Annotated in this window: 23 protein-coding genes; 8 read left to right on the top strand and 15 right to left on the bottom strand. The window is 72.4% G+C overall.

What is annotated here, in order from left to right; genetic code table 11:
* Window positions 1–6 precede the first annotated feature (6 nt).
* Complete coding sequence (locus OO47_RS23645) at window positions 7–1659, top strand: beta-N-acetylhexosaminidase (RefSeq protein WP_030210312.1); 1653 nt, start codon at window positions 7–9, stop codon at window positions 1657–1659.
* Window positions 1660–1788: 129 nt separating this feature from the next.
* Window positions 1789–2412 carry a LysE family translocator gene (locus OO47_RS23640; RefSeq protein ID WP_030210315.1) on the top strand — a complete coding sequence of 208 codons (624 nt, stop codon included), beginning with the start codon at window positions 1789–1791 and terminating at the stop codon, window positions 2410–2412.
* 39 nt (window positions 2413–2451) lie between these two features.
* Here the strand turns inward: OO47_RS23640 and OO47_RS23635 are convergent, their stop codons facing one another.
* Together OO47_RS23635 and OO47_RS23630 are read right to left on the bottom strand one after the other, a co-directional pair.
* Complete coding sequence (locus OO47_RS23635) at window positions 2452–2661, bottom strand: DUF397 domain-containing protein (RefSeq protein ID WP_030210317.1); 210 nt, start codon at window positions 2659–2661, stop codon at window positions 2452–2454.
* Window positions 2658–3497, bottom strand: a complete 840-nt coding sequence (locus tag OO47_RS23630; protein WP_033210075.1) for a helix-turn-helix domain-containing protein — start codon at window positions 3495–3497, stop codon at window positions 2658–2660. The genes OO47_RS23635 and OO47_RS23630 overlap by 4 nt, the downstream gene beginning before the upstream one ends.
* A gap of 100 nt (window positions 3498–3597) precedes the next feature.
* Between OO47_RS23630 and OO47_RS23625 the strand changes: the two genes are divergently transcribed.
* The 4 genes from OO47_RS23625 (at window position 3598) to OO47_RS23610 (ending at window position 5830) form a co-directional block, all read left to right on the top strand.
* Window positions 3598–4035 (top strand): hypothetical protein, encoded by a 438-nt coding sequence (locus tag OO47_RS23625; RefSeq protein WP_033210073.1) that lies wholly within the window; start codon window positions 3598–3600, stop codon window positions 4033–4035.
* Window positions 4036–4233: 198 nt separating this feature from the next.
* Window positions 4234–4467 carry a hypothetical protein gene (locus tag OO47_RS23620; protein WP_030210324.1) on the top strand — a complete coding sequence of 78 codons (234 nt, stop codon included), beginning with the start codon at window positions 4234–4236 and terminating at the stop codon, window positions 4465–4467.
* A gap of 78 nt (window positions 4468–4545) precedes the next feature.
* Window positions 4546–5439: a JmjC domain-containing protein gene (locus tag OO47_RS23615; RefSeq protein WP_030210326.1), complete on the top strand. Its 894-nt coding sequence runs from the start codon at window positions 4546–4548 to the stop codon at window positions 5437–5439.
* A complete protein-coding gene (locus OO47_RS23610) occupies window positions 5426–5830 on the top strand; it encodes a hypothetical protein (RefSeq protein WP_030210327.1) in 405 nt (134 codons plus the stop codon). The genes OO47_RS23615 and OO47_RS23610 overlap by 14 nt, the downstream gene beginning before the upstream one ends.
* 77 nt (window positions 5831–5907) lie before the next feature.
* On the opposite strand, the gene OO47_RS23605 is transcribed toward OO47_RS23610, so the two are convergent.
* The 9 genes from OO47_RS23605 to OO47_RS23565 all read right to left on the bottom strand — a co-directional run bounded on the left by OO47_RS23605 (window position 5908) and on the right by OO47_RS23565 (window position 17895).
* Window positions 5908–7698 carry an IucA/IucC family protein gene (locus OO47_RS23605; RefSeq protein WP_030210328.1) on the bottom strand — a complete coding sequence of 597 codons (1791 nt, stop codon included), beginning with the start codon at window positions 7696–7698 and terminating at the stop codon, window positions 5908–5910.
* A complete protein-coding gene (locus tag OO47_RS23600) occupies window positions 7695–8225 on the bottom strand; it encodes a GNAT family N-acetyltransferase (protein WP_030210329.1) in 531 nt (176 codons plus the stop codon). Before OO47_RS23600 ends, OO47_RS23605 begins: the two co-directional genes overlap by 4 nt.
* Complete coding sequence (locus OO47_RS23595; protein ID WP_030210330.1) at window positions 8222–9481, bottom strand: lysine N(6)-hydroxylase/L-ornithine N(5)-oxygenase family protein; 1260 nt, start codon at window positions 9479–9481, stop codon at window positions 8222–8224. The genes OO47_RS23600 and OO47_RS23595 overlap by 4 nt, the downstream gene beginning before the upstream one ends.
* Window positions 9482–9551: 70 nt before the next feature.
* Entirely contained in the window at window positions 9552–10991 is a 1440-nt protein-coding gene (locus tag OO47_RS23590; RefSeq protein WP_030210331.1) for a pyridoxal phosphate-dependent decarboxylase family protein, read from the bottom strand.
* 184 nt (window positions 10992–11175) lie between these two features.
* Entirely contained in the window at window positions 11176–12039 is an 864-nt protein-coding gene (locus OO47_RS23585; protein ID WP_030210334.1) for a siderophore-interacting protein, read from the bottom strand.
* A gap of 201 nt (window positions 12040–12240) precedes the next feature.
* The gene (locus tag OO47_RS23580; protein WP_030210338.1) at window positions 12241–13401 is read right to left on the bottom strand and encodes an acyl-CoA dehydrogenase family protein; all 1161 of its coding nucleotides are present in this window, start codon (window positions 13399–13401) and stop codon (window positions 12241–12243) included.
* An 8-nt stretch (window positions 13402–13409) separates the two neighbouring features.
* Window positions 13410–14327 (bottom strand): hydroxymethylglutaryl-CoA lyase, encoded by a 918-nt coding sequence (locus tag OO47_RS23575; protein ID WP_030210342.1) that lies wholly within the window; start codon window positions 14325–14327, stop codon window positions 13410–13412.
* A 14-nt stretch (window positions 14328–14341) separates the two neighbouring features.
* Window positions 14342–16273, bottom strand: a complete 1932-nt coding sequence (locus OO47_RS23570; protein ID WP_030210344.1) for an acetyl/propionyl/methylcrotonyl-CoA carboxylase subunit alpha — start codon at window positions 16271–16273, stop codon at window positions 14342–14344.
* A gap of 14 nt (window positions 16274–16287) precedes the next feature.
* Window positions 16288–17895 carry a carboxyl transferase domain-containing protein gene (locus OO47_RS23565; protein WP_030210352.1) on the bottom strand — a complete coding sequence of 536 codons (1608 nt, stop codon included), beginning with the start codon at window positions 17893–17895 and terminating at the stop codon, window positions 16288–16290.
* A gap of 86 nt (window positions 17896–17981) precedes the next feature.
* On the opposite strand from OO47_RS23565, the gene OO47_RS23560 reads away from it, so the two are divergent.
* Window positions 17982–18581, top strand: a complete 600-nt coding sequence (locus tag OO47_RS23560) for an SACE_7040 family transcriptional regulator (protein WP_030210353.1) — start codon at window positions 17982–17984, stop codon at window positions 18579–18581.
* Window positions 18582–18703: 122 nt separating this feature from the next.
* Window positions 18704–19483 carry a phosphatase gene (locus OO47_RS23550; protein ID WP_030210355.1) on the top strand — a complete coding sequence of 260 codons (780 nt, stop codon included), beginning with the start codon at window positions 18704–18706 and terminating at the stop codon, window positions 19481–19483.
* Window positions 19484–19492: 9 nt separating this feature from the next.
* Here the strand turns inward: OO47_RS23550 and OO47_RS23545 are convergent, their stop codons facing one another.
* From OO47_RS23545 to OO47_RS23530, 4 genes are all read right to left on the bottom strand, one after another.
* Window positions 19493–20461: a cation diffusion facilitator family transporter gene (locus OO47_RS23545; protein ID WP_030210357.1), complete on the bottom strand. Its 969-nt coding sequence runs from the start codon at window positions 20459–20461 to the stop codon at window positions 19493–19495.
* 19 nt (window positions 20462–20480) lie between these two features.
* Entirely contained in the window at window positions 20481–21353 is an 873-nt protein-coding gene (gene tesB, locus OO47_RS23540) for an acyl-CoA thioesterase II (protein WP_030210360.1), read from the bottom strand.
* A 6-nt stretch (window positions 21354–21359) separates the two neighbouring features.
* Window positions 21360–22517, bottom strand: a complete 1158-nt coding sequence (locus tag OO47_RS23535; RefSeq protein ID WP_030210362.1) for an acyl-CoA dehydrogenase family protein — start codon at window positions 22515–22517, stop codon at window positions 21360–21362.
* A gap of 104 nt (window positions 22518–22621) precedes the next feature.
* Window positions 22622–23905, bottom strand: a complete 1284-nt coding sequence (locus tag OO47_RS23530; protein ID WP_030210367.1) for a helix-turn-helix domain-containing protein — start codon at window positions 23903–23905, stop codon at window positions 22622–22624.
* Window positions 23906–23909 lie beyond the last annotated feature (4 nt).

The following is a 23909-nucleotide window of genomic DNA, read 5'->3' as shown; positions in this document are numbered from 1 at the left end:
CCGCCCGTGAGACAGCGCCGAAGGATTCCGCGCCTGATCGGATCCCTGCTCCTGGTCGCGGCCGCCGGCGTCGGCTGCGGCGAGGCCGCCGCCGGTGCCGGTGCCGGTGCCGGTGCCGACGGCAAGGCGCCCGGCCCCCGGGCCGCCGCCGAACCCGAGGTCCGGCCGCTCGGCCGCATCGTCCCCGTACCCGCCTCCGTCGTCCCCGGGGGCCGGCCCTACGCCCTCACCTCCGCCACCCGCATCGGGGTGAGCGCCGGCTCCCCCGAGGCCAGGGAGGTCGGCGACTACCTCGCCGGACTGCTCAGGCCCGCCACCGGCTTCCCGCTGCCCGTCGTGGACGAGCAGGCGGCCCGCGGCGGCATCCTGCTCCGGCTCGGCGCCACCGACACCGCCCTCGGCGACGAGGGCTACCGGCTCCGCTCCGGACCGGACGGCATCACCCTCACGGCCCACCGCCCCGCCGGGCTCTTCCGCGGCGTCCAGACCCTGCGCCAGCAGCTCCCCTCCGCCGTCGAGCGCAAGAGCGTCCAGAAGGGCCCCTGGAAGGTCGCGGGCGGCACGATCACCGACACCCCGCGCTACGCCTACCGGGGCGCCATGCTCGACGTCGCCCGCCACTTCTTCACCGTGGACGAGGTGAAGCGGTACATCGACCAGCTCGCCCTCTACAAGGTGAACACCCTCCACCTGCACCTCTCCGACGACCAGGGCTGGCGCATCGCCGTCGACTCCTGGCCCCGGCTCACCACCCACGGCGGCTCCACCGAGGTCGGCGGCGGCCCCGGCGGCTTCTACACCAAGGAGGAGTACGAGGAGATCGTCCGGTACGCCGCCTCCCGCCACCAGGAGGTGATCCCGGAGATCGACGTGCCGGGCCACACCAACGCGGCCCTCGCCTCCTACCCCGAGCTCAACTGCGACGGCGTCGCCCCGCCCCTCTACACCGGCACCAAGGTCGGCTTCAGCTCCCTGTGCGTGCCCAAGGACGTCACGTACGACTTCGTGGACGACGTGATCCGCGAGATCGCCGCCCTCACCCCCGGCCGCTACCTCCACATCGGCGGCGACGAGGCCCACTCCACCAGCCACGCCGACTACGTGGCCTTCATGGACCGGGTGCAGCCGGTCGTCGCCAAGTACGGCAAGAAGGTCGTCGGCTGGCACCAGCTCACCGGCACCGCCCCCGCGCCCGGCGCCCTCGTCCAGTACTGGGGCCTCGACCGCACCCCCGCCGAGGAGAAGGAGCGGGTCGCCGCCGCCGCGCGGAACGGCACCGGCCTGATCCTCTCGCCCGCCGACCGCACCTACCTCGACATGAAGTACACGAAGGACACCCCGCTCGGCCTGGCCTGGGCCGGGTACGTCGAGGTGCGGCGGTCGTACGACTGGGACCCGGCGGCCTACCTCCCCGGCGCGCCCGCGAGCGCGGTCAGGGGCGTCGAAGCCCCCCTGTGGACCGAGACCCTGGCCACGACCGCCGACCTCGACGTCATGGCCTTCCCGCGCCTGCCGGGCGTCGCCGAACTCGGCTGGTCCCCGGCCGCGACCCACGACTGGGACGCGTACAAGGTCCGCCTCGCCGAACAGGCCCCTCGCTTCGAGGCCCTGGGCATCGACTGGTACCGCTCGCCGGAGGTGCCCTGGCCGGCGGAGTAGCCGGCGTTCGAACGGGAACGCCCGGCCGGGGTCTCCCGGCCGGGCGTTCCCGTGTGCGCGGAAGCCGCATCGCCCGGACGGAAACGGGGAGACGGACGGCGACCACGACGAGGCCGGAGGCGCTGGACGATGGTGGACTTATCGGTACTGCCGGGCTACATCGCGGTGATCCTGCTCTTCCTCGGTCCGCCCGGACCCGACATGGCCTACATGCTCGCGGTGGGCCTGGAGGGCGGCCGCCGGGCCGCGCTGAAGGCGATCCTGGGCATCGGGACGGGCATGAGCGTCTACGCCACCGCCGTCGTCGCCGGGCTGGGGGAGATCGCCCGCTCCCACCCGTCGCTGCTGGACGCGGTGAGGATCGCGGGCGCGGCGTACCTGCTGTGGCTCGCGTACACGACCCTGCGGAGCGCGCGGCGCGCGATCGGAGAGCACGGTGACGTCGGGGCGGGCCGGTGGTACCTGCGCGGTCTGCTGATCAGTCTGACGAACCCGAAGATCATCCTCTTCTACCTCGCGGTCCTCCCGCAGTTCCTGGGGAACGCGGAGGCCCCCGGACCGCAGATGGCCCTCCTCGGCGCGATCAACGTCCTGATGGAGGTGGTCCTCTACGGGAGCATCGGAGTGCTGTCGGGCTTCTTCCGCACACGCCTCACCGGCTCGTCGAAGGCGACGGCCGTACTCCATTACGGCGCGTGCGCCGTTTATGTCGTGCTGGCGGCGACGATCTCCGTCGAGGTCCTGCTGGCGTAGGACCGTCCCCTTCGGCTTCGTCGCCGCACGGACGACCCCTCAGCCGGTGCCGAACCCGCCGTCCCGGACGCAGGCCACGAAGGCGGCGAAGGCGGGGGCGGGGAGGTCGAGAACGGGGCCGGCGAACTGCTTGGAGTCCCGGACGGGGACGGTGCCGTGGGTGGGGGCGAGGTTGGTGGCCACCTCGACGCAGTTGCCGCCGTTATTGCTGTACGAGGACGTGAACCAGCGGGGGGTGTCGGTCGTCACGAGGTGCCCTTTCGCGCTTCTTGGATCGCGGCCACGGATTCCGCCTGAGAGAGCGAAGCGGCCTGAAGCTGATGGTAGGCCGTCAACATGGGCACTACAGATGTCATTTGCCGGTCGAAGTGTCCCTGCGCCTGCGACTCGGTGTAGCCCGCTACAGACCGGTCGGCGAGGGTGAGCAGGTTGACCGGTAGGTCGAAGGTGCGGCGTTCTCCCATGGAGTACGGGGCGATCTGGAGCAGGGCATTGGGGCGGTCCGTGAACTCGACGAGTCGTTCCAATTGGGCGTCCATCACCTCGGCACCGCCGATGGGGCGGCGGATGCAGCTCTCGTCCATCACCACGAAGACCATGGGCGGCTGCTCCCGCTCCAGCGTCGCCTGGCGTGCCGCCAGGAACGCGACCCGCTCGTCGGCCTGCTCCGGGGTGATGGCCCCGCGCTTCACGGCGCTGTTCGCCAGTACGCGCGCGTACTCCGGGGTCTGCAGCAGGCCCGGGACGATCCCGATCTCGAAGAGGCGGATCTCCACCGCCCGTCCCTCGTATCCCACGTACTCCGGAAAGCCCTCCAACAGGACGCCGTGCCGCATGTCCCGCCACTCGCGCTCGAACGACTCCTTGGATCCAGTGAGACCGAAGACCTGATCGGCTCTGCGCGAGAACGGCAGGGTTGGCGATTTGCGACCGGTTTCGAGCGCCGAGATGTGCTGGCTGGAGCAGCCCATGGGCTCGGCCAGGTCTTCCTGGGTCCAGCTTCGTTCTTCCCGCATCCTGCGGAGATGCGCCCCATAGGCCGCCTGGGGGCTGGATTCCGGCCGTAACTCCTTGCGGTTGACCATGACTTGCCCTTAGCATCGGACTAGTTGAAGAGAAGCCGACTCTAGTTCACGCTGGGCACCCCTGGTAGTGAATCCACTACAGAGAGGAGCGGCTGTGCCCGTGTGCGACAACCCCTCGTCCCTCCCCGCCGCCGGCGTCTTCGTCGCCGACACCGGCGGAGGGACGGTCCGGCTCGGTCAGGTCTCCCGTACGCAGAGCGGGAGCGTGTACGTACGGCCGCCGGGCGGCGGGGCCGAGTGGGCCGCCGCGCCCGGGGACCTGCGGGCGCCGACCGAGGAGGAGTGGAGACGCATCCGGGTCCTCACCACCCCCGTGCTCGTCCTCTCCGCCGACCACGGACTCCGAGCCCGGCCCGAGCCGGTCCCCGACTGCACGCCGTGCGCGCACCTGGCGCGGTGGTTCGACCACTACATGCGCCGAGGGCCGCAGCACGACGAATCCGCCGCCGTGGACTGCGCGGTGGAGATCCGCAACCACCCGCACGACCCGCCGAAGATGACCCTGAAGAGGGACGCCCCGCCGCAAGAGCGGCTCTGACCTGCGCAAACGGGCCCGGTTGAGGTTCTCCGCCCTCCCGGGTGAACCCCCATGACTCCGCTCCCTCGTTCCAGAGGCGGCGGTCGCGTCCCGCCCCCGGTGATGTCCGGCAAGACCGTCCGGGGGCGGGACCCAGTCCCCATCGAAGACATCGAAGACATCGAAGACATCGAAGACAGAGACAGGAGAACCACGGTAATGAGTGATCTGTACGAGCGGGAGGTGTCCGGCGACTTCGCCGCGCTCTGCGGCGGCGGGACGGACAACGACGGGAACATGGAGAGCTGCATCACGCTCGCCGAACTGCACGGCGGCGGATACGCGCTCGGGGACAGCAAGCCCGAGGGAGCCGGCCGGGAGCTGCGGATGAGCGCGGAGGAGATCACGGTCTTCGCCCGTGGCTGGATCGCCAGGGCCGACGCGAACACCTGACCCGGGGCGGGGCCCGTGCCGCGTGCGGGGGCCCCGCACGTCCTCTCCCTCTTCTGCACATACCGTAAGGAGTCAGCCATGCCGCTGGCCGATCTCGTGGACGACGTCCCGGGAATCCTGACGAAGTGGCCCACCGGGCCGACGCTCTTCCGCCGCGACCCCGCCGACCTGGCCCACCTGTGGTCCCTCGCCGAATGCGACGCCCTGGTGGACGCCGAGTGCCTTCCCGCCCGCAACGTCGTCCTGCTCAAGGAAGGGAAGGTCCTGGAACGGCACGCCTACATCGACGGCGACATGCCCCGGCCCGGTGCCGTCCGGGCGCACCTCGACGGCGGGGGTACGGTCTCCGTCCGGCAGCTCCAGACCGTCAAACCGTCCCTGAGCGTGCTGCGCCGCGAGATCCAGGACGAGACCGGCTGCCTGGTGCACGTGAACGCGTACCTCACCCCGCCGGGCGCGCAGGGACTGAAGTACCACTACGACCCGTACGTCACGCTGATCGTCCAGCTCTCCGGGCGGAAGGCGTGGCCGCTGCACCCGCCCTTCGTGGAGAACCCGACCACGGAGCACGGGAACTTCCTGGAAAGGGGTTTCACTCCCGAGGAACGGCTCCATCTCGCCCGTACGGCTCCCGTCCAGTCGTTCGCCCTGGAGCCCGGCGACGTCTTCTGGCTGCCGCGCGGCTACGTCCACTCGCCGTACACCGTGGGCGGGGAGCCCTCGCTGCACCTGACGTTCGCGCTCAAGGAGCGCACGTTCCACTGGCTGGCGTCCGAGATGACGCGCGAGGTCCTGTCCCAGGCCCTGGTGGACCCCGCGCTGCGGGCGGAGATTCCCCCGGCCTCCCTGCTGGCCGCACCCGACGCGGCCATCCGGTGGACCCGCGAGTACCTGATCGGCGCGCTCCTGCTCCTGGAAGCCGGGCACGTGGCCGAGGCCGCGCGGAAGGCCGCCGCCCGTGCAGGGGGATAGGGAGGGCCCACGACAGCACTGGCACGCGTACGCGTACACCGGGCGGTCCTATCCCGACTCGGCGATCAGGCGCGGTGAGGTTCCCGCCGACCATCCGCCGATCGAGATCAAGGACTGGCTGCGGCGGTCCGCCGCGCAGGTGGCGGCCACGTACACCGGCGTGGAGGAGGCCGTCTCCTGGATCGAGGGGGAGCTGACCCAGAACCCTCCCGTGGACCAGGAGCACTTCCCCGTCTGGGACCGGCTGCAGCGCGTCCGGGAGACGCTGCGGCTGGCGGCCGGGAACGACGTGGTCCTCGGCTACTACTCGAAGGCGCAGCAGTACGTGTCGCGCGCGCTCATCGCCTGCCCGCGCGAGGACGGGGTCTCCTGCCCCTACGGAGGGGCGTGACCGTCGGCAGGGAAGGAAAAGGCGCGGGCCCCGGCGGAGTGACCGTGACTCCGTCGGGGCCCGCACCGGTTCCGGGGTCAGGCGAAGCGGGCGATCGGGTTCGGGAGGTCGCCGACGAGCTGGAGGGCCGCCGACGGGTCCGAGAGGTCGACCATCTGCTTGTTGTTGCGGAGCTGGAGGCGGTTGAGGGCCGACAGGGCGAAGGTCTCCGCGAACATGTCGTACCGCTCGAAGCGGGCCGCGAACTCCGGGTGCTCCTCCTGGTAGCCGCGCACGCACTCCGCGACCGTGCGCCAGAAGCCGTCCTCGTCGAGGACGCCCTCCGCCGCGAGCGTCGCCGCCAGGAAGCGGAAGAAGCAGTCGAAGACGTCGGTGAAGACCGAGAGGAGCTTCATGTCCTCCGGGACCTCCGCGCGGACCCGCTCCACCGCCGGCGGCAGGACCGCGTCCGGGTCCATGACGACGATCTCCTCCGCGATGTCCTTGAAGATCGCCCGCACGACCCCGCCGCGCTCGTCCAGGACCAGGATCACGTTCTCGCCGTGCGGCATGAACGCCAGGTCGTAGGCGTAGAAGCTGTGCAGGACCGGGAGGAGGTAGGCGTCCAGGTACCGGCGGAGCCAGACGGCCGGCTCCTCGCCCGACTCCGCGATCAGCGCGCCCGCGAAGGACGCGCCCGCGTGGTCCACGTGCAGCAGCGAGGCCATCGTCGCCAGCCGCTCGCCCTCCGCCAGGGACGGCACCGGCGACTCGCGCCAGAGCGCGGCCAGCATCTTGCGGTAGGGGGAGTAGCGGTCGGTGGCGGCCTCGTACTCCAGGTGCCGGTAACCGACCGCCGCCCGCTCCCGGATGATCGAGAAGCGCGCCGCCTTGAAGACGGAGTCGTTCTCGATCAGGTCGTGCAGCCAGTCGTTGATCGCCGGGGTCGCCTCCATGTACGCGGCCGAAAGACCCCGCATGAAGCCCATGTTGAGGACCGACAGGGCCGTCTTCACGTAGTGCTTGGCCGGGTCCGAGGTGTTGAAGAACGTGCGGATCGACTGCTGCGCCAGATACGTGTCGTCGCCCTCGCCCAGGTACACCAGGCGCTCCTGCGCCACCTCGGCGGCGAAGGTGACGGACAGCTTGTTCCACCACTGCCAGGGGTGCGCCGGCATGAGGAGGTAGTCGGCGAGGTCCAGGCCGCGGGCGGCCAGGGTCGCCGCGAAGCCGTCCACCGCCGCGTCGCCCAGCTCGGAGCGGACGAAGGCCTCGTAGTCGATGCCCGCCCCGGCGGTGAAGGCGGCCCGGTCGCGGCGGGCGGCCAGCCAGATCAGGCGGATGCCGCTCGCGGCCTCGGGGGCGTACGCGCGGAACTCGTCCACGCCGAAGCCGAGGCGCCCGTTGTTGGCGACGAAGCAGGGGTGGCCCTCGGTCATCCCGGTCTCGATCGCCTGGAAGCCGGCGCGGGCCAGGTCGGCGGAGGCCACCTGCGGCTTGGTCGCCTTGTAGGCGGTGCCCGCCAGGGTGGAGGAGATCTCCTCCAGGTACACCGGCAGGATCTCGTCGCTCAGCCCCAGGGCGCCGCGCAGCTCGGTGACGAAGAGCAGCGCGTCCAGGGGGAGTTCGTCGTCGCCCCGGTGGCGGGTGATCGAGGCCGGGTCGACCTGCCAGTGGTCGAGGGCGTACCGGTCGGCGGCGAAGCGGTACGCGGTCGCGCCGTCGTCGGACAGGACCTCGTACCGGCCGTCGCCCAGCGCGCGCGGGTCGAGCAGCCGCTCGTGGGCGAACTCGGCCAGGCCCTTGCGGATCAGCGCGCGGTTGGCGTCGGCCCAGCGCCCGGGGGTGAGGTGGGCGACGGGGTCGGCGGTCTGCGGAACGGTGCTCATGCGGCGGCTCCCACGGCGGCCTCGAACTGCGCCCGGGTGCAGAAGCTCAGCAGCGCCTTCTTCTCCGGCTTCTGGATCTCGCGCTCGGGCACGAAGCCCACGGCCGCGTTGAGCGCGTGGACGGCCTTGTTGGCGACGTCCGGCTCGACCACCACGCGGGCGGTCGCCGGGTCGGCGAACAGCTCCGCCATCACGGCGGTGATCACCCTGCGGGTGAAGCCGTGCACGGGGGTGTCGGTCGGCGCGACCAGGAAGTGCATGCCGACGTCACCCGGCTGCGGCTCGTAGAGGCCGACCAGCTCCAGGTGGGCCGGGTCGTAGCGCTCCATGAGGATCGCGGGGACCCCGTCGACCAGGCCGATGAACGCCTCGTGGTGCGGGTTCGCGGCGAAGGCCGAGTACTCGCGCACCACGTCCTCCAGGCTCGCGTCCTGCATCATCCAGAAGGCGGCCTTGGGGTGGGTGACCCAGCCGTGGAGCAGCTCCGCGTCCTGGACGGGGTCGAGCGGGCGGAAGCGGACGGTCATACGGAGAACTCCTGGAAGGCGATGGTCTTCTCGACGGGGTAGTACTCGCGGCCCAGCATCGCGGCGATGATGCGGGCGTTGCGGTACGCGCCCATGCCCAGGTCGGGCGAGGTGATCGAGTGGGTGTGGACGCCGGCGTTCTGGAGGTAGACGCCGCGGCCCGTCGTGTCGATCGCGTAGTCGCGCGCCACGTCGAAGCGGCCCTGTCCGTCCCAGCGGAGGCGGTCGCGGACCGGCTCCAGGAAGGCGGGGACGCTGTACTTGTAGCCGGTGGCCAGGATCAGGCCGTCGGTCTCCAGGGCGAAGTCCTTCTCCTGCTCCTCCTGGCGGAAGCCGAGCGCGTACGTGCCGCTCTCCTCGTCGTACGCGGCGGTGTGCAGCGCCGAGTTGGTGAGGAGCCGGGTGGGCACGGGACCGTTCAGGTTCTTCTGGTAGAGCAGGTCGAAGATGGCGTTGATGAGTTCGCCGTCGATGCCCTTGAAGAGGCCCTTCTGCTCGGTCTCCAGGCGGTAGCGGGTCCGCTCGGGGAGCGCGTGGAAGTAGTCCACGTACTCCGGGGACGTCATCTCCAGGGTGAGCTTGGTGTACTCCAGCGGGAAGAAGCGCGGGGAGCGGGTCACCCAGTTGAGCCGGTAGCCGTGGACGTCGATCTCGCTCAGGAGGTCGTAGTAGATCTCGGCGGCGCTCTGGCCGCTGCCGACCAGGGTGATGGTCTTCTTCTTCTGGAGCTCCGCCTTGTTCGGCAGGTAGCGCGAGTTGTGGATCAGGTCGCCGCCCAGGTCCCGGCAGGTCTCGGGGACGTGCGGCGGGGTGCCGGTGCCGAGGACGATCCGGCGGGCGCGGTACGTCGCGCCGCCCTCGGTGGCCACCTCGTACACCTCGGCGGCCCCGTCGAAGGTGACGGCGGTGACCGTGGTCGAGAAGCGGACCGAGGTGAGCCGGTCGGCGGCCCAGCGGCAGTAGTCGTTGTACTCGGTCCGCAGCGGGTAGAAGTTCTCCCGGATGTAGAACGAGTACAGGCGGCCCTTCTCCTTCAGGTAGTTGAGGAAGGAGTACGGCGAGGTCGGGTCCGCGAGGGTGACCAGGTCCGACATGAACGGGGTCTGGAGGTGGGCGCCCTCCAGGAACATCCCGGAGTGCCACTCGAAGCCGGGCTTGGACTCCAGGAAGAGGCCGTCCAGCTCCTCGATCGGCTCGGTCAGGCAGGCGAGTCCGAGGTTGAACGGACCGAGGCCGATGCCGATGAAGTCGTGGATCCGAGCCGTGTCGTGTGCGGTCGTCTCGGGCGCGGGCGTCGTGGACGCCGCCGTCTCGGACAGGGCCTTCTCAGGCGTGGACAAGGTTCTCTCTCAGGTACTGCTCGGCGTGGCCGGCTATCAGATCGAGGACGGCCGCGATGTCGGCGGCGGTGGTCTCGGGGTTGAGCAGGGTGAACTTGAGGTACTGGCGGCCGTCGACCCTGGTCCCGGCGACGACGGCCTCGCCGGAGGCGAACAGGGCCTTGCGGGCGTGCAGGTTGGCCCGGTCGACGGCCTCGGGGTCGGCGTCGCCGGCGGGGACGTAGCGGTAGACGAGCGTGGAGAGGCTCGGCTCGACCACGACCTCGTAGCGGGAGTCGGCGGCGAGCAGCGCGTGACCCTGTCGGGCCAGGTCGCAGACCTCGTCGAAGAGGCCGCCGACGCCGTCGGCGCCCATCACCCGCAGGGTCATCCAGAGCTTGAGCGCGTCGAAGCGGCGGGTGGTCTGGAGGGACTTGTCGACCTGGTTCGGGATCTTCTCGGCGACCGTGCGGAGCGGGTTGAGGTAGTCCGCGTGGTAGGTCGCGTGGCGCAGGGTGGCGCCGTCGCGGACCAGGAGCGCGGAGGAACTCACCGGCTGGAAGAAGGACTTGTGGAAGTCGACGGTGACCGAGTCGGCCCGCTCGACGCCGTCGAGCAGGTGGCGGCGGGTGGGGGAGGCGAGCAGTCCGCAGCCGTAGGCGGCGTCGACGTGCATCCAGGTGCCGTACTCGTCGGCCAGGTCGGCGATCTCGGGCAGCGGGTCGATGGAGCCGAAGTCGGTGGTGCCGGCGGTGGCCACGACCGCCATCGGGACCAGTCCCTCGGCGCGGCAGGCGGCCAGCTCGGCGGCGAGGGCGGTGGCCCGCATCCGCTTCTCCGCGTCGACCGGGACGGAGACGACGGCCCCGGCGCCGAGGCCGAGGAGGCCGGCCGACTTCTGGACGCTGAAGTGGCTGCACTCGGAGGAGAAGATCCGGAGCTTCGACGGGTCGTCCGTCTTGGCCTCCTGGCGGGCGAGGAGCAGCGCCTGGAGGTTGGACTGCGAACCGCCGCTGGTGAACACGCCGTCGGCGGCGGGCCCGAAGCCGGCCCGGCCGGCGGTCCAGTCGATCAGCCTCCGCTCGATGAGGGTGCCGCCGGCGCTCTGGTCCCAGGTGTCCAGGGAGGAGTTGACCGCCGAGAGGACGGCCTCGCCGACGACGGCGGGGATGACGACCGGGCAGTTCAGGTGGCCCAGGTAGCGGGGGTGGTGGAAGTAGACGGCGTCGCGGAGATAGACGTCCTCCAGCTCGTCGAGGGCGGCGGAGACGTCCCCGAGCGGCCGGTCGAGGTCGACGGCGTCGATGACGGGGGCCAGCTCGGCGGGGGTCGTGCCGGTGAACGGCCCTCGCACCGAGGCGAGTTTGTCCGCCACCCGCTCGACGCCTTCGGTGACGGAGCGACGATAGCTCTCCGCCGTGGTGCCGTTGAGCAGGTGGGAGCGCATGCGGGGACCCTTTCGGGAGGAAACGCTGAGGGGGCATGGGGGGATCGCCGGGGACGCGATCAGTGGAATGTAGGTGAGCCTAACCTAATTTTTTCGCGGTGAGCACCCCCAAACCTCCCCGGGCGGGGCCGGTTTGAGTGAGATGGATTACGCGGCGGGCGGAGGAGCGGGGATCGCGGCGGGCCTACGCCCCGTCGCGCGCCTCGTCCTCCCGCGTCTCGTCCGGCACCTCGCGCAGGGCGTCCTCGGACAGTCCCCTGCGCCAGTACCCGACGAACGTCACCCGGCGCCGGTCGAGCCCGCGCTCGCGCACGAAGTGGCGGCGCAGCGCCTTCACCGACCCCGATTCGCCCGCGATCCAGACGTACGGGGACGCTCCGGGCAGTTCGGCGCCGCGCACCGCGTCCACGGCGGACGGCGCCCCCTCCTCCCGGACGAGCCAGGTGACCTCGGCGTCGGCGGCGGTCGGGAGTTCGGTCCGGTCGCCGGCGTACGGGACCTCCAGGAAGACCCGGGCGCGGGTCCCGGCCGGCAGCCACTCCAGGATCGCCGAGGCCGCCGGGAGGGCCGTCTCGTCCGCCCAGATCACGACGGAGTCGGCGTCCTCGGGCGGCCGGAAGCGGACGGCCGTGTTGTCGGCCACGGCGGGGCCGAGGACGACCACCCGGTCGCCGGGCCCGGCGCTCGCGGCCCAGCGGCAGGCCGGCCCGCCGTCCTCATGGAGCGCGAAGTCGATGTCGAGCTCGTCCGGCCCGGTGCGCTGCTCGCGGGCGGTGTACGAGCGCATCACGGCCCGCTCCTCGTGGGGCATCGCCCGCCAGGCGCCGAGGACCGCGTACATGTCCTGCCCGTCCAGGGGAGGCAGGACGGGGGCCTCCTGGCCGGGGTGCGGCAGGAAGAGGGAGAGCGACTGGTCGCGGCCGCCGGCGGCGAAGCCCTTCAGGTCCTCCCCGGTGAACGTGACCCGGACCAGGGACGGGCCGAGCCGCCGCGTCCGGTCGACCCGGAGCGAGAAGAACCGGAAGGGGGCGGTCTCGGCGTGCGTCATGGGGCGGGCACCTTTTCGGTACGGGGTCTCCCGGGCGGGCGGGGCCGCCTCGATCGACGGCGAATGTAGGTTAGCCTAACCTCATATTCTCCGATCGGGCGGGGTGCCCGGCCCGGACACGAGGGGGCCTGCCGCCCCTCCCGGACATGACGGGGCCCGCCGCCCCTCCCGGGGGCGACGGGCCGGTGCGGTCGTGCGGACTCAGGCCGACAGGCCCAACTCCCGGGCGATCAGCATCCGCTGGACCTCGCTCGTGCCCTCGCCGATCTCCAGGATCTTGGAGTCGCGCCACATGCGGGCCACCGGGTACTCGTTCATGAAGCCGTAGCCGCCGTGGATCTGGGTGGCCTCGCGGGCGTTGTCCACGGCCACCGTGGAGGAGTACAGCTTCGCGATGGCCGCCTCCTTCTTGAAGGGCTCGCCCAGGACCAGGCGCGAGGCCGCGTCCCGCCAGCCGATGCGGGCCATGTGCGCCCGGGTCTCCATGTCCGCGATCTTGAACTGGATGGCCTGGTTGTCCCCGATCGGGCGTCCGAAGGCGTGACGTTCCTTCGCGTACTTCACGGACTCGTCCACGCAACCCTGCGCGAGGCCCGTGGCCAGGGCGGCGATGGCGACCCGGCCCTCGTCCAGGATGCGGAGGAACTGCGCGTACCCCCGGCCCTCCTCACCGAGCAGGTTCCCGACCGGGACCCGGACGTCGTCGAAGGACAGCTCGCGGGTGTCCGAGGCGTTCCAGCCGACCTTCGAGTACGGGGCCGCGACCGTGAAGCCCGGGGTGCCGGAGGGGACGATGATCGAGGAGATCAGCGGGCGCCCGTCCGGCTTGCGGCCGGTGACCGCCGTGACCGTCACCAGACCGGTGATGTCCGTGCCGGAGTTGGTGATGAAGCACTTCGAGCCGTTGATCACCCACTCGTCGCCGTCGCGGACGGCCGTCGTGCGGGTGCCGCCCGCGTCCGAGCCGGCACCCGGCTCGGTCAGGCCGAACGCGCCCAGGACCTCGCCCGCGCACAGCCTCGGCAGCCACTCCCGCTTCTGCTCCTCGGTGCCGAACAGGTGCAGCGGCATCGCGCCGAGCGAGACGCCCGCCTCCAGGGTGATGGCCACCGAGGAGTCGACCCGGGCCAGCTCCTCCAGGGCGATCCCGAGGGCCAGGTAGTCGCCGCCCATGCCGCCGTACTCCTCGGGGAACGGCAGCCCGAACAGGCCCATGCGGCCCATCTCGCGGACGATCTCGTACGGGAACTCGTGCCGCTCGTAGTAGTCCCCGATCTTCGGGGCCACCACGTCGTGGGCGAACGCCTCGACGGTGCGGCGGAGTTCCTGGTGTTCGGCGGAGAGCCGGTGGTCGAGGGACATGGGTTCCTTCACTCCTTGTGGGAGAGGGCGCGGACGGTGCGGGACGGGCTGGGCCGGCCCAGTTGTTCGGCCATCCACACGCTCGTGGCGGTGAGGGCGGCCAGATCGACCCCGGTCTCGATGCCGAGGCCGTCGAGCATCCACACGAGGTCCTCGGTGGCGAGGTTGCCGGTCGCGCTCTTCGCGTACGGGCAGCCGCCGAGGCCGCCGGCGGAGGCGTCGACCGTGGTCACCCCGTGCCGCAGCGCGGCCAGGGTGTTGGACAGGGCCTGTCCGTAGGTGTCGTGGAAGTGCACGGCGATGCGGGAGGTGGGGACGCCCGCCTCGTTCAGCGCGGTCAGCAGGGCCTCGACGTGGCCCGGGGTCGCCACGCCGATCGTGTCGCCCAGACTCAGCTCGTCGCAGCCCATGTCGGCCAGGGCCCGGGCGACCCGGACGACCTGCTCGACCGGGACCGGGCCCTCCCACGGGTCCCCGAAGCACATGGACAGGTAGCCGCGGACCTTCAGGCCGGCCTCCACGGCCCGGACGACGGTCGGCGCGAAGAGCGCGAGGGACTCGTCCACGGTCCGGTTCAGATTGGCCTTGGCGAAGGACTCGGTGGCCGAGGCGAAGACGGCGATCTCCCGGGCGCCGAGCGCGAGCGCCCGGTCGAGCCCGCGCTCGTTCGGCACCAGGACCGGCAGGCGGACCGGGAGGTCGCGGACCAGCGGGAACAGGGCCTCGGCGTCGGCCAGCTGGGGCACCCACTCGGGGCGCACGAAGCTGGTCGCCTCGACGGTGGACAGACCGGCCGCGGCGAGACGGCGGACGAACTCCGCCTTCACCTCGGTCGGGACGGCCGCCTTCTCGTTCTGGAGGCCGTCGCGGGCCCCCACCTCGTGGATCCGGACCCGGGCGGGGAGCCCGGCGCCGGGGACGGTCATGGGCAGTCCGGTGGTCACGCTTCCTCCCCGGAGGTCCCGTGCGGGGTGACGACGGCCAGGACCTGGTCCATCGCGACGGCGGTGCCGGGCGTGACGTCCAGCTCGGTGACGGTCCCGGCGTGCGGGGCGGAGATGACGTGCTCCATCTTCATCGCCTCCACGACGAGCAGGCTCTGCCCGGCCTCCACCTCGTCCCCGACGGACACCTTCACCACGGTCACGGTGCCGGGCATCGGCGCGGCCAGCGTGTCCGCCCCGCCGCGCCCGGCCCCGCCGAGCGCCGCCTCGACCGGGTCGTGGTCGAGGACGTGCCAGGAGTCGCCGTCGCGGCCCAGCCAGGCACCGGCCCGGTGGAACGTGTGGGTGACCCCGTCCACGACGACCGTCACCGAGGAGCCCGTCACCCGGGCGCCGGGCGGCGCCTCCGCCGTCACCGGTTCGAGGCCCGGTACGCGTACGGGGAAGACGGGCGGGTTCGGAGTGCCGCCCAGGCGCCAGCCGTTCGGCACGGAGAAGGGGTCCGTCCAGCCGTCCCGGGGTGCCGGGGCCAGCTCCGCGAGCCGTACGGCCGCCGCCGCCGCGTACACCTCGGCCGGGACGTCCTTGGGGACGAGGCCTTCCGCCTCGCGCTCCACCAGACCGGTGTCGAGGTCGCCGGAGACCACGTCCGGGTGGGCCAGCAGCCTCCGCAGGAAGCCTGCGTTCGTCGGGACGCCCAGGGTGACCGTGTCCGCGAGGGCCGCGCGCAGGCGGCGCAGGGCCGTGGGGCGGTCCGGGGCGTGCACGATGACCTTCGAGAGCATCGGGTCGTACAGGCTGCCGACCTCCGTGCCCTCGCTCAGGCCCGAGTCCGTCCGCGCGCCGTTGCCCTGCGGCTCGTGCAGCGCCAGGACCGTGCCGCCCGACGGCAGGAAGCCGCGGGAGGGGTCCTCGGCGCAGATCCGGGCCTCGATGGCCCAGCCGTCCAGCCGGACGTCCTCCTGGGCGAAGGGCAGCGGCTCGCCGGAGGCGACCCGCAGCTGCCACTCCACCAGGTCGATGCCGGTGATCAGCTCGGTCACCGGGTGCTCGACCTGGAGCCGGGTGTTCATCTCCATGAAGCAGTACGAGGTGGGGTCGCCGCCCGGAACGATGAACTCGACCGTGCCCGCGCCCACGTAGCCGCAGGACCGGGCCGCCTCGACCGCCGCCGCGCCCATCGCGGCCCGGAGCTCCGGGGTCAGGAGGACGGACGGGGCCTCCTCGATGATCTTCTGGTGGCGGCGCTGGAGCGAGCACTCGCGCTCCCCGAGGTGGATCACGTTGCCGTGGGCGTCGGCGAGGACCTGGATCTCGATGTGCCGGGGCCCGTCGATCCACCGCTCCACGAGGAGGGTGTCGTCGCCGAAGGAGGCGCGCGCCTCGCGCCGGGCCGCCGCGATCTCCTCGTCCAGGACCGCCAGGTCCCGCACGAGCCGCATGCCCTTGCCGCCGCCGCCCGCGCTGGGCTTGAGCAGCACGGGCGCGCCCAGCTCGCGGGCGGCCTCGGCCAGTTCGGGGTCGGCGGCGCCGGGGACGACGGGCACGCCCGCCGCCTTCACGGTCTCCTTGGCCCGGATCTTGTCGCCCATCAGGGAGATCGCCTCGGCGGACGGGCCGATGAAGACCAGCCCGGCCTCGGCGCAGGCCCGCGCGAAGCCGGCGTTCTCCGCGAGGAAGCCGTAGCCGGGGTGGACGGCCTGCGCGCCGGTGCGGCGGGCCGCGTCGAGCAGGGCGGGGACCGACAGGTACGACTCGGCGGCCGGCGGCGGGCCGATCCGCACCGCCGTGTCCGCCTCCCGCACGTGCCGGGCGTCGGCGTCCGCGTCGCTGTACACGGCCACCGAGCGGACGCCCAGCTCCCGCAGGGTGCGGACGACCCGGACCGCGATCTCGCCCCGGTTGGCCACAAGAACGGTGTCGAACATGTTCCGAGAACCCCTCACATCCGGAAGACGCCGAACTGGGGGTCTCCCAGGGGCGCGTTGGCACAGGCGGTCAGGGCGAGGCCGAGGACCTGCCGGGTCTCCAGGGGGTCGATGACCCCGTCGTCCCAGAGCCGGGCGGTCGCGTAGTAGGCGCTGCCCTGGGTCTCGTACTGCTCGCGGATCGGGGCCTTGAAGGCCTCTTCCTCCTCCGCGCTCCAGTCGTCGCCGAGCTGGTCGCGCTTGACGGTCGCGAGGACGGAGGCGGCCTGCTCGCCGCCCATGACGGAGATCTTGGCGTTGGGCCACATCCACAGGAAGCGGGGGGAGTACGCCCGGCCGCACATCGAGTAGTTGCCCGCGCCGTACGAGCCGCCGACGACCACGGTCAGCTTCGGGACCCGGGTGGTGGCGACGGCCGTGACCATCTTGGCGCCGTGCTTGGCGATGCCGCCGTGCTCGTACGCCTTGCCGACCATGAAGCCGGTGATGTTCTGGAGGAACACCAGCGGGATGCCGCGCTGGTCGCACAGTTCGATGAAGTGCGCGCCCTTCTGGGCGGACTCGGCGAACAGGATGCCGTTGTTGGCGACGATGCCGACCGGGTGCCCGTGGATGCGGGCGAAGCCGGTGACCAGGGTCTGCCCGTACTCAGCCTTGAACTCCTGGAAGCGGGAGCCGTCCACGACCCGGGCGACGACCTCGCGCACGTCGTACGGGGTGCGGGAGTCGACGGGCACGGCCCCGTACAGGCCGTACGGGTCGACCTTCGGCTCCTCGGCGGGCTCGACCGACCAGGGGAGCGGGCCGCGCTCGGGGAGCGTGGCGACGATGTTGCGGACGATCCGCAGGGCGTGGGCGTCGTCCTCGGCGAGGTGGTCGGTGACGCCGGAGATCCGGGAGTGGACCTCGCCGCCGCCCAGCTCCTCGGCGGTGACGACCTCGCCGGTCGCGGCCTTCACCAGGGGCGGGCCGCCGAGGAAGATCGTGCCCTGGTTCCGCACGATCACGGCCTCGTCGCTCATCGCGGGGACGTACGCGCCGCCGGCCGTGCAGGAGCCGAGGACGGCCGCGATCTGCGGGACGCCCGCGCCGGACATCCGGGCCTGGTTGTAGAAGATGCGGCCGAAGTGCTCCCGGTCGGGGAAGACCTCGTCCTGCATCGGCAGGAAGGCGCCACCGGAGTCGACCAGGTAGAGGCAGGGGAGACGGTTCTCCAGGGCCACCTCCTGGGCCCGCAGGTGCTTCTTCACCGTCATCGGGTAGTACGTGCCGCCCTTGACGGTGGCGTCGTTCGCGACGATCACGCACTCGCGGCCCGAGACCCGCCCGATGCCCGCGACGACGCCGGCGGCCGGGGCCTGGTCGCCGTACATGCCGTTCGCCGCGAGCGGGGCCAGCTCCAGGAACGGCGAGCCCGGGTCGAGGAGCGTGTCCACCCGGTCCCGGGGGAGCAGCTTGCCGCGCGCGGTGTGCCGCGCCCGGGCCTTCTCGCCCCCGCCCAGCGCGGCCGCCGCGAGCTTGGCGCGCAGGGTGGCGGCCAGCTCGTGGTGGGCGGCCTCGTTCGCCTGCCAGGCCGGCGAGGCGGGGTCCGCCGCACTCGACAGCACGGGTGCCTGCTGCATCGACCGATCTCCCTTGTCCGGTTAATGAGCGTTAACGTATGGCGGACAGGTTAACGACCGCTAACGGGGTTGTCTAGGATGAAGGCATGGCCACGACTACCACCGCCGGCGGCAGGATCGACGCCCCCACGCGCCGCGAGCAGATCCTCAAGGAGGCCGCCCGCCTCTTCGCCGAGCGCGGTTTCCACGGCGTGGGCGTGGACGAGATAGGGGCCGCGGTCGGCATCAGCGGCCCCGGTCTCTACCGGCACTTCCCCGGCAAGGACGCGATGCTCGCCGAACTGCTCGTCGGCATCAGCGAGCGGCTGCTCGCCGGCGGCCGGCTGCGGGCGGGGGAGGCGGGCGGCGACGCCCGGGCCCTGCTCGGCGCCCTCATCGACGGGCACATCGACTTCGCCCTCGACGACCGGCCGCTGATCACCCTCCACGACCGGGAGCTGGACCGGCTCAAGGACGAGGACCGCAAGCGGGTCCGCAAGCTCCAGCGGCAGTACGTCGAGCTGTGGGTGGCGACGGTCCGCGAGCTGTACCCGGACGCCCCCGAGAGCGAGGCCCGCACCGCCGTCCACGCGGTCTTCGGCCTGCTCAACTCCACCCCCCACCTGGCCGCCCTCGGCCGCCGCCCCATGGAGGAACTGCTGCGACGCCTCGCCCACGGGGCCTTCGGGGCGCTGGCGACCGGCTGAGCCCGCCCGGCCCGCCGCCGGGGGCCTCCGGGACGCCGACCGGCTCGCCGCCGGGGGCCCGGGGCGTCCAGGAGGCGGAATCCGGGCCCCGGTGGCCCCGGGGCTCGGACAGAATGAGTGCCATGCCGATACTCAGCCGCCCCGCCCTCGTCGAGCACCTCGTCCGCACCCGGATCGCGGGAGACGTCGCCACGCCGCGCGACAACAACCTCTCCCACTACCGGAGACTCGCCAACGGCGACCGGCACTACTGGCTCGGGCTCGAACTCGGGGACCGCTGGGCCGACGAGCAGGACGTGCTCGCCGTGATGGCCGAGCGGTGCGGCGTCGTCGACGACCCGGCCCACCGGACCGGCCAGGACACCATCGACCCCGAGCTGACCGTGGACGCCCTGGACCGGATGGCCGCCCGGCTCCGCAAGGCCGCCGAGGGGCGGGAGCGGGTCCTCTTCGCGACCGGCCATCCCGGCTCCCTCATCGACGTCCACAGCCGCGTCGCGGCCGCGCTGCGCGCCCGGGGCTGCGACGTCGTCCGCATCCCCGGCGGCCTGATCGCCGACGAGGGGTACGTCGTGCAGTTCGCCGACGTCGCCGTCTTCGAGCGGGGCGCCAGCCTCTGGCACACCCACTCCCCGGAGCCCATGAACGCGATCCTGGACGGCCTGGAGGTCCTGGGCGAGCCCGCGCCCGACCTGGTGGTCGCGGACCACGGCTGGGCCGGGCGCGCGGGCCAGCGCGGCATCGACTCCATCGGGTACGCGGACTGCAACGACCCCGCCCTCTTCCTGGGCGAGGCCGAGGGCACCATGCAGGTCACGGTCCCGCTCGACGACCACGTCCTGGACCCCCGTTACTACGAGCCGATGACGGCGTACCTGCTCGACGCGGCCGGTCTGGGCTGAGCCGCCGGTTCAGTCCCGCCCCCGCCCCCGTCGCCCTCCGCCCGGCGTCGGGTCCAGGTACACCCGGCGGACCGCCGGCACGCGCGCGCGGAGCCGGTCCTCGGCCTCCTCGCAGGCCCGTTCGACCTCCTCGGCCGGGACCCCGTCCCGGAAGTCGACCTTCGCGGCGACCAGGGCCTCGCCCGGCCCCTGGATCAGGGTCGTGAGGTCGAGGACCGCCTCCACCTGCGGGACGGCGAGCAGCTCCGCGCGCACGGCCTCCCGCATCTCCTCCGGCAGCGGGCGGCCGACCAGCAGCTCGGCGTTGGAACGGCCCAGCACCCAGGCCACGTACACGAGGAGCGCGCCGATGAGGACCGAGGCGACGCCGTCCCAGACGCCGGAGCCGGTCAGCTGCCCGCCGAGCAGGCCGCCCGCCGCGAGCAGCAGGCCGACCAGGGCGGCCGAGTCCTCCAGGACGACCGCCTTGACGGTGGTGTCGGGGGTGCGCCGCAGATAGGTCGCGAACGGGGTCTTCCGCCGCCGCGCCTCGCCCCCGACTTGCCGGAGCCCGGTCCGCAGCGAGAAGCCCTCCAGGACGAAGGCGACGGCGAGGACGACGTACGAGACGAGCGGGTCGCCCGGCTCCTCGCCGTGGGTGAGGGTGTGGATCCCGTCGTACACGGAGAAGACCGCGCCGCCGACGAAGGTCGCGACGGCCGCCAGCATCGCCCAGACGTACCGCTCGCCCGCGTACCCGACCGGATGGTCCTCGTCGGCCGGCTTCCCGCTCCGCCGGAGCGCGGTGAGCAGCATGATCTCGGTGACCGTGTCCGCGAGGGAGTGGGCCGCCTCCGACATCATCGCGCTCGACCCGCTGACCAGGCCCGCGACGGCCTTGGCGGCGGCGATCCCGAGGTTCGCCGCCGCCGCCACGATCACGGTGAAGGTGCTCTCGCCGTTCCCGTCGCCCGTGTCGCTCTCTACCTCTCGTCCCATGATCGGAACGTATGCCCGGTCACGGGCGCGGCACGCGAACGACACCCTCCTGGATGACCGAGATGGCCAGCTTCCCGTCCCGCGTCCAGATCCTGGCCTGCCCGAGGCCGCGCCCGCCGGCGGAGGACGGCGACTCCTGGTCGTACAGCAGCCACTCGTCGGCCCGGAAGGGCCGGTGGAACCACATCGCGTGGTCGAGGGAGGCCCCCACCACGTCCCCGACGGCCCAGCCGCCCCGCCCGTGCGCGAGCAGGACGGAGTCGAGCAGCGTCATGTCGGAGACGTACGTCGCCAGGCAGACGTGCAGGAGGGGGTCGTCGGCCAGTTTGCCGTTGGTGCGGAACCACACCTGCGAGCGCGGTTCGCGCGGCTCTCCGACCGAGCCCCACGGCGGGGTGTCCACGTACCGCAGGTCCACGGCCGCCCGTGCCTCCAGAAGGCGCTCCGCGACCTCCGCCGGCAGGTGCCGGGGCAGCGTCTCGGCGGCCGTCGGCAGCGACTCCGGGTCCGGCGCGGCCGGCACGTCCGCCTGGTGGTCGAGCCCGTCCTCGTACGCCTGGAAGGAGGCGGAGAGGTGGAAGATCGGCTGCCCGTGCTGGACGGCGACGACCCGGCGGGTGGTGAAGGAGCGCCCGTCCCTGATGCGGTCGACCGCGTACACGATCGGCGCGCCGGGGTCGCCGGGGCGCAGGAAGTACGCGTGCAGGGAGTGCGCGAGGCGATCCTCGGGCACGGTCCGGCCCGCCGCCACGAGCGCCTGGGCGGCCACCTGGCCGCCGAAGACGCGGGGGACGAGCGCGGACCGGGACTGCCCCCGGAAGATGTCCCGCTCGATCCGCTCCAGGTCGAGCAGATCGAGCAGGGCGTCCAGGGCGCCGTGCGCTTCGGTCACCGGGACCTACAGGCCCATCGACTTCGCGATGATCGACTTCATGATCTCGCTGGTGCCGCCGTAGATGCGGTTGACGCGGTTGTCGGCGTACAGGCGGGCGATCGGGTACTCGTTCATGTAGCCGTAGCCGCCGTGCAGCTGGAGGCAGCGGTCGATGACGCGGTGGGCGACCTCGGTGCAGAACAGCTTGGCGCTCGCGGCCTCGGCCGGGGTCAGCTCGCCCGCGTCCAGGGCCTCCAGGGCGCGGTCCGCGACGGCCTCGGCGGCGTCGACCTCGGCCTGGCAGGCGGCCAGCTCGAACTTGGTGTTCTGGAAGTGCGCGACCGGCTTGCCGAAGACCGTGCGCTCCTGCACGTACTGCTGCGCGAAGCGGACGGCGGCCTTGGCCTGCGCGTAGGCGCCGAAGGCGATGCCCCAGCGCTCGGAGGCGAGGTTGTGGCCCAGGTAGGAGAAGCCCTTGCCCTCCTCGCCGAGCAGGTCCTCGACGGGGACCTTGACGTCGACGAACGCCAGCTCGGCGGTGTCGGAGGTCTTCAGGCCGAGCTTGTCGAGCTTGCGGCCGATCGAGTAGCCCTCGGACTTGGTGTCCACGGCGAAGAGCGAGATGCCGAAGCGGCGGTCCTCGGCCGACGGGGCGGAGGTGCGGGCGCAGACGATCACGCGGTCGGCGTGGACGCCGCCGGTGATGAAGGTCTTGGCGCCGTTGAGGACGTAGTGGGTGCCGTCCTCGGAGAGCTTGGCGGTGGTCTTCATGCCCGCGACGTCGGAGCCGGTGCCCGGCTCGGTCATGGCGAGCGCCCACATCTCCTCGCCGGAGACGAACTTCGGCAGGTAGCGCTTCTTCTGGTCCCCGGTGGCCAGCATCTTGATGTACGGCAGGGCCAGGAGGACGTGGACGCCGGAGCCGCCGAACTGGACGCCCGCGCGCGAGGTCTCCTCGTACAGGACGGCCTCGAACTTGTGGGTGTCCAGGCCCGCGCCGCCGAACTCCTCGGGGACGTTGATGCCGAAGATGCCCAGCTCGCCGAGCTTGTAGTAGAAGTCGCGGGGCGCCTGGCCGGCCGCGAACCACTCGTCGTAGACGGGGACGACCTCGGCCTCGATGAAGGCCCGGATGGTCTCCCGGAACGCCTCGTGGTCCTCGTTGAATACGGTACGGCGCACGAGCCGCCTCCTTCGGTTCCTGTCCTGGTCCGGCCGGTCGCTCCGACGCCCGGGCATCTGCCTAAGCGCTTGCTCAGCCTTTACCGGACGAAGTTACCCACCGGTCACCCGCTCTGTCCAGACTCCGCGTCTGTGATCCAGCGCCCTTCGGCGGTGTCGTACGCGTACGTCGGCCTTCCCGTGCTCCCACTCGTGATCCCGCTCGTACGGAAGGGCTTCCCGCCGTCCGTGATCCTTACCGTTCCCGACCGGTCCCCGCTGCTCCATTCGAGCTCCAGGTACCAGCGGCAGTCGCAGCCCGCCGTCCGCGCGGAGACCAGCAGCTCCTCGGGGTCGGAGGCGGTGACCTTGTACGGGAAGGAGACGGCCGGGATCGTCCGGACCTCGGCGCCGGAGGCGTCGCGGCCGTCGACGGGCCGGGCGAGCGGGCGCGGCCGGTCGAGGTCCACGGCGAAGTGGCGCGGGGTGACGGCGCCGCCGCAGCCGTCGCCCATCCGGTACGCGTTCCACGGCGGCGGCGCGGCCCGGCCGACCACGCGGACGTGCAGGGCGTGGAGGACGACGGCGGTGGACGGCGACCGGCCCTGGACCGTGACCCGCACCAGCGTCTCCCCGCCGTGCACGGCCCCGTGCGCCCCCGCCCACGCCCTGGCGTCGGCCGTGACCGGCGGCGGGGCGACCGCGCGCGGGGCCCGGTCCACGAGGTACGTGTGCCCGCAGTCGCCCTGCCAGAGCTGGGAGCCGACGAACCAGGTGAAGGGGAGGGGCTGCTCCTTTCGGGGGGCGGGGACGGAGGTGGGTGCGGCGGCGGGGGCGGAAGGCGTGCGGGAGGGGCGGCCGAGCAGGGCGGCGGCGAGGGCGAGCACGACGAGGACGACGGCCCCGGCGACGAGGAGGGGGGCGGGGAGGGAGCGGGGACGGGGTGCTTCCGGCGCGGTCGGGTCCGGGGAGGGAGCGGGGCTCGGGTCCGGGCCGGGGCCCGCTTCCGGCGCGGACGGTTCCGCTTCCGGCGCGGACGGTTCCGGTTCTGGTTCCGGGCTCGGTTCCGGCGCGGACGGCACGGGCGCGGTCGGGGACGCGGGCGAGGGCACGGGCGCGGGCGAGGGTGCGGGCGAGGGCACGGGCGGGGGCGTGCGGCGGCGGGCGCGGTCCGCCTCCGTCCAGGCCGCCTCCAGGTCCCGCCGCTCCTCCCCGTCCGCCCCGCACAGCAGGGCGAGGCGGTCGACCACGGCGAACTCCTCCGGGACGGTCGCGCCGGAGCAGTAGCGGTGGAGGGTGGACGCGCTGACGCTCAGGCGCCGGCCCAGCGCCTCGTAACTCCTCCCGTCCCGCGCCTTCAGCTCGCGCACGAGCCGCGCGAACTCCTCGACGGCGGCGTCCTTCGGCATTCCA

Source organism: Streptomyces bikiniensis, from assembly GCF_000716625.1.
Taxonomy (GTDB): domain Bacteria; phylum Actinomycetota; class Actinomycetes; order Streptomycetales; family Streptomycetaceae; genus Streptomyces; species Streptomyces bikiniensis.
This window is presented reverse-complemented; position numbering and strand designations above follow the sequence as displayed.

What these genes read in the sequence shown, in the direction of transcription:
- OO47_RS23575 (WP_030210342.1), bottom strand. Translation starts at nt 14,327, where the DNA reads ATGACCGTCCCCGGCGCCGGGCTCCCCGCCCGGGTCCGGATCCACGAG.
- OO47_RS23615 (WP_030210326.1), top strand. Translation starts at nt 4,546, where the DNA reads ATGCCGCTGGCCGATCTCGTGGACGACGTCCCGGGAATCCTGACGAAG.
- OO47_RS23590 (WP_030210331.1), bottom strand. Translation starts at nt 10,991, where the DNA reads ATGCGCTCCCACCTGCTCAACGGCACCACGGCGGAGAGCTATCGTCGC.
- OO47_RS23580 (WP_030210338.1), bottom strand. Translation starts at nt 13,401, where the DNA reads ATGTCCCTCGACCACCGGCTCTCCGCCGAACACCAGGAACTCCGCCGC.
- OO47_RS23585 (WP_030210334.1), bottom strand. Translation starts at nt 12,039, where the DNA reads ATGACGCACGCCGAGACCGCCCCCTTCCGGTTCTTCTCGCTCCGGGTC.
- OO47_RS23560 (WP_030210353.1), top strand. Translation starts at nt 17,982, where the DNA reads ATGGCCACGACTACCACCGCCGGCGGCAGGATCGACGCCCCCACGCGC.
- OO47_RS23570 (WP_030210344.1), bottom strand. Translation starts at nt 16,273, where the DNA reads ATGTTCGACACCGTTCTTGTGGCCAACCGGGGCGAGATCGCGGTCCGG.
- OO47_RS23620 (WP_030210324.1), top strand. Translation starts at nt 4,234, where the DNA reads ATGAGTGATCTGTACGAGCGGGAGGTGTCCGGCGACTTCGCCGCGCTC.
- OO47_RS23630 (WP_033210075.1), bottom strand. Translation starts at nt 3,497, where the DNA reads ATGGTCAACCGCAAGGAGTTACGGCCGGAATCCAGCCCCCAGGCGGCC.
- OO47_RS23640 (WP_030210315.1), top strand. Translation starts at nt 1,789, where the DNA reads ATGGTGGACTTATCGGTACTGCCGGGCTACATCGCGGTGATCCTGCTC.
- OO47_RS23605 (WP_030210328.1), bottom strand. Translation starts at nt 7,698, where the DNA reads ATGAGCACCGTTCCGCAGACCGCCGACCCCGTCGCCCACCTCACCCCC.
- OO47_RS23565 (WP_030210352.1), bottom strand. Translation starts at nt 17,895, where the DNA reads ATGCAGCAGGCACCCGTGCTGTCGAGTGCGGCGGACCCCGCCTCGCCG.
- OO47_RS23600 (WP_030210329.1), bottom strand. Translation starts at nt 8,225, where the DNA reads ATGACCGTCCGCTTCCGCCCGCTCGACCCCGTCCAGGACGCGGAGCTG.
- OO47_RS23545 (WP_030210357.1), bottom strand. Translation starts at nt 20,461, where the DNA reads ATGGGACGAGAGGTAGAGAGCGACACGGGCGACGGGAACGGCGAGAGC.
- OO47_RS23530 (WP_030210367.1), bottom strand. Translation starts at nt 23,905, where the DNA reads ATGCCGAAGGACGCCGCCGTCGAGGAGTTCGCGCGGCTCGTGCGCGAG.
- OO47_RS23550 (WP_030210355.1), top strand. Translation starts at nt 18,704, where the DNA reads ATGCCGATACTCAGCCGCCCCGCCCTCGTCGAGCACCTCGTCCGCACC.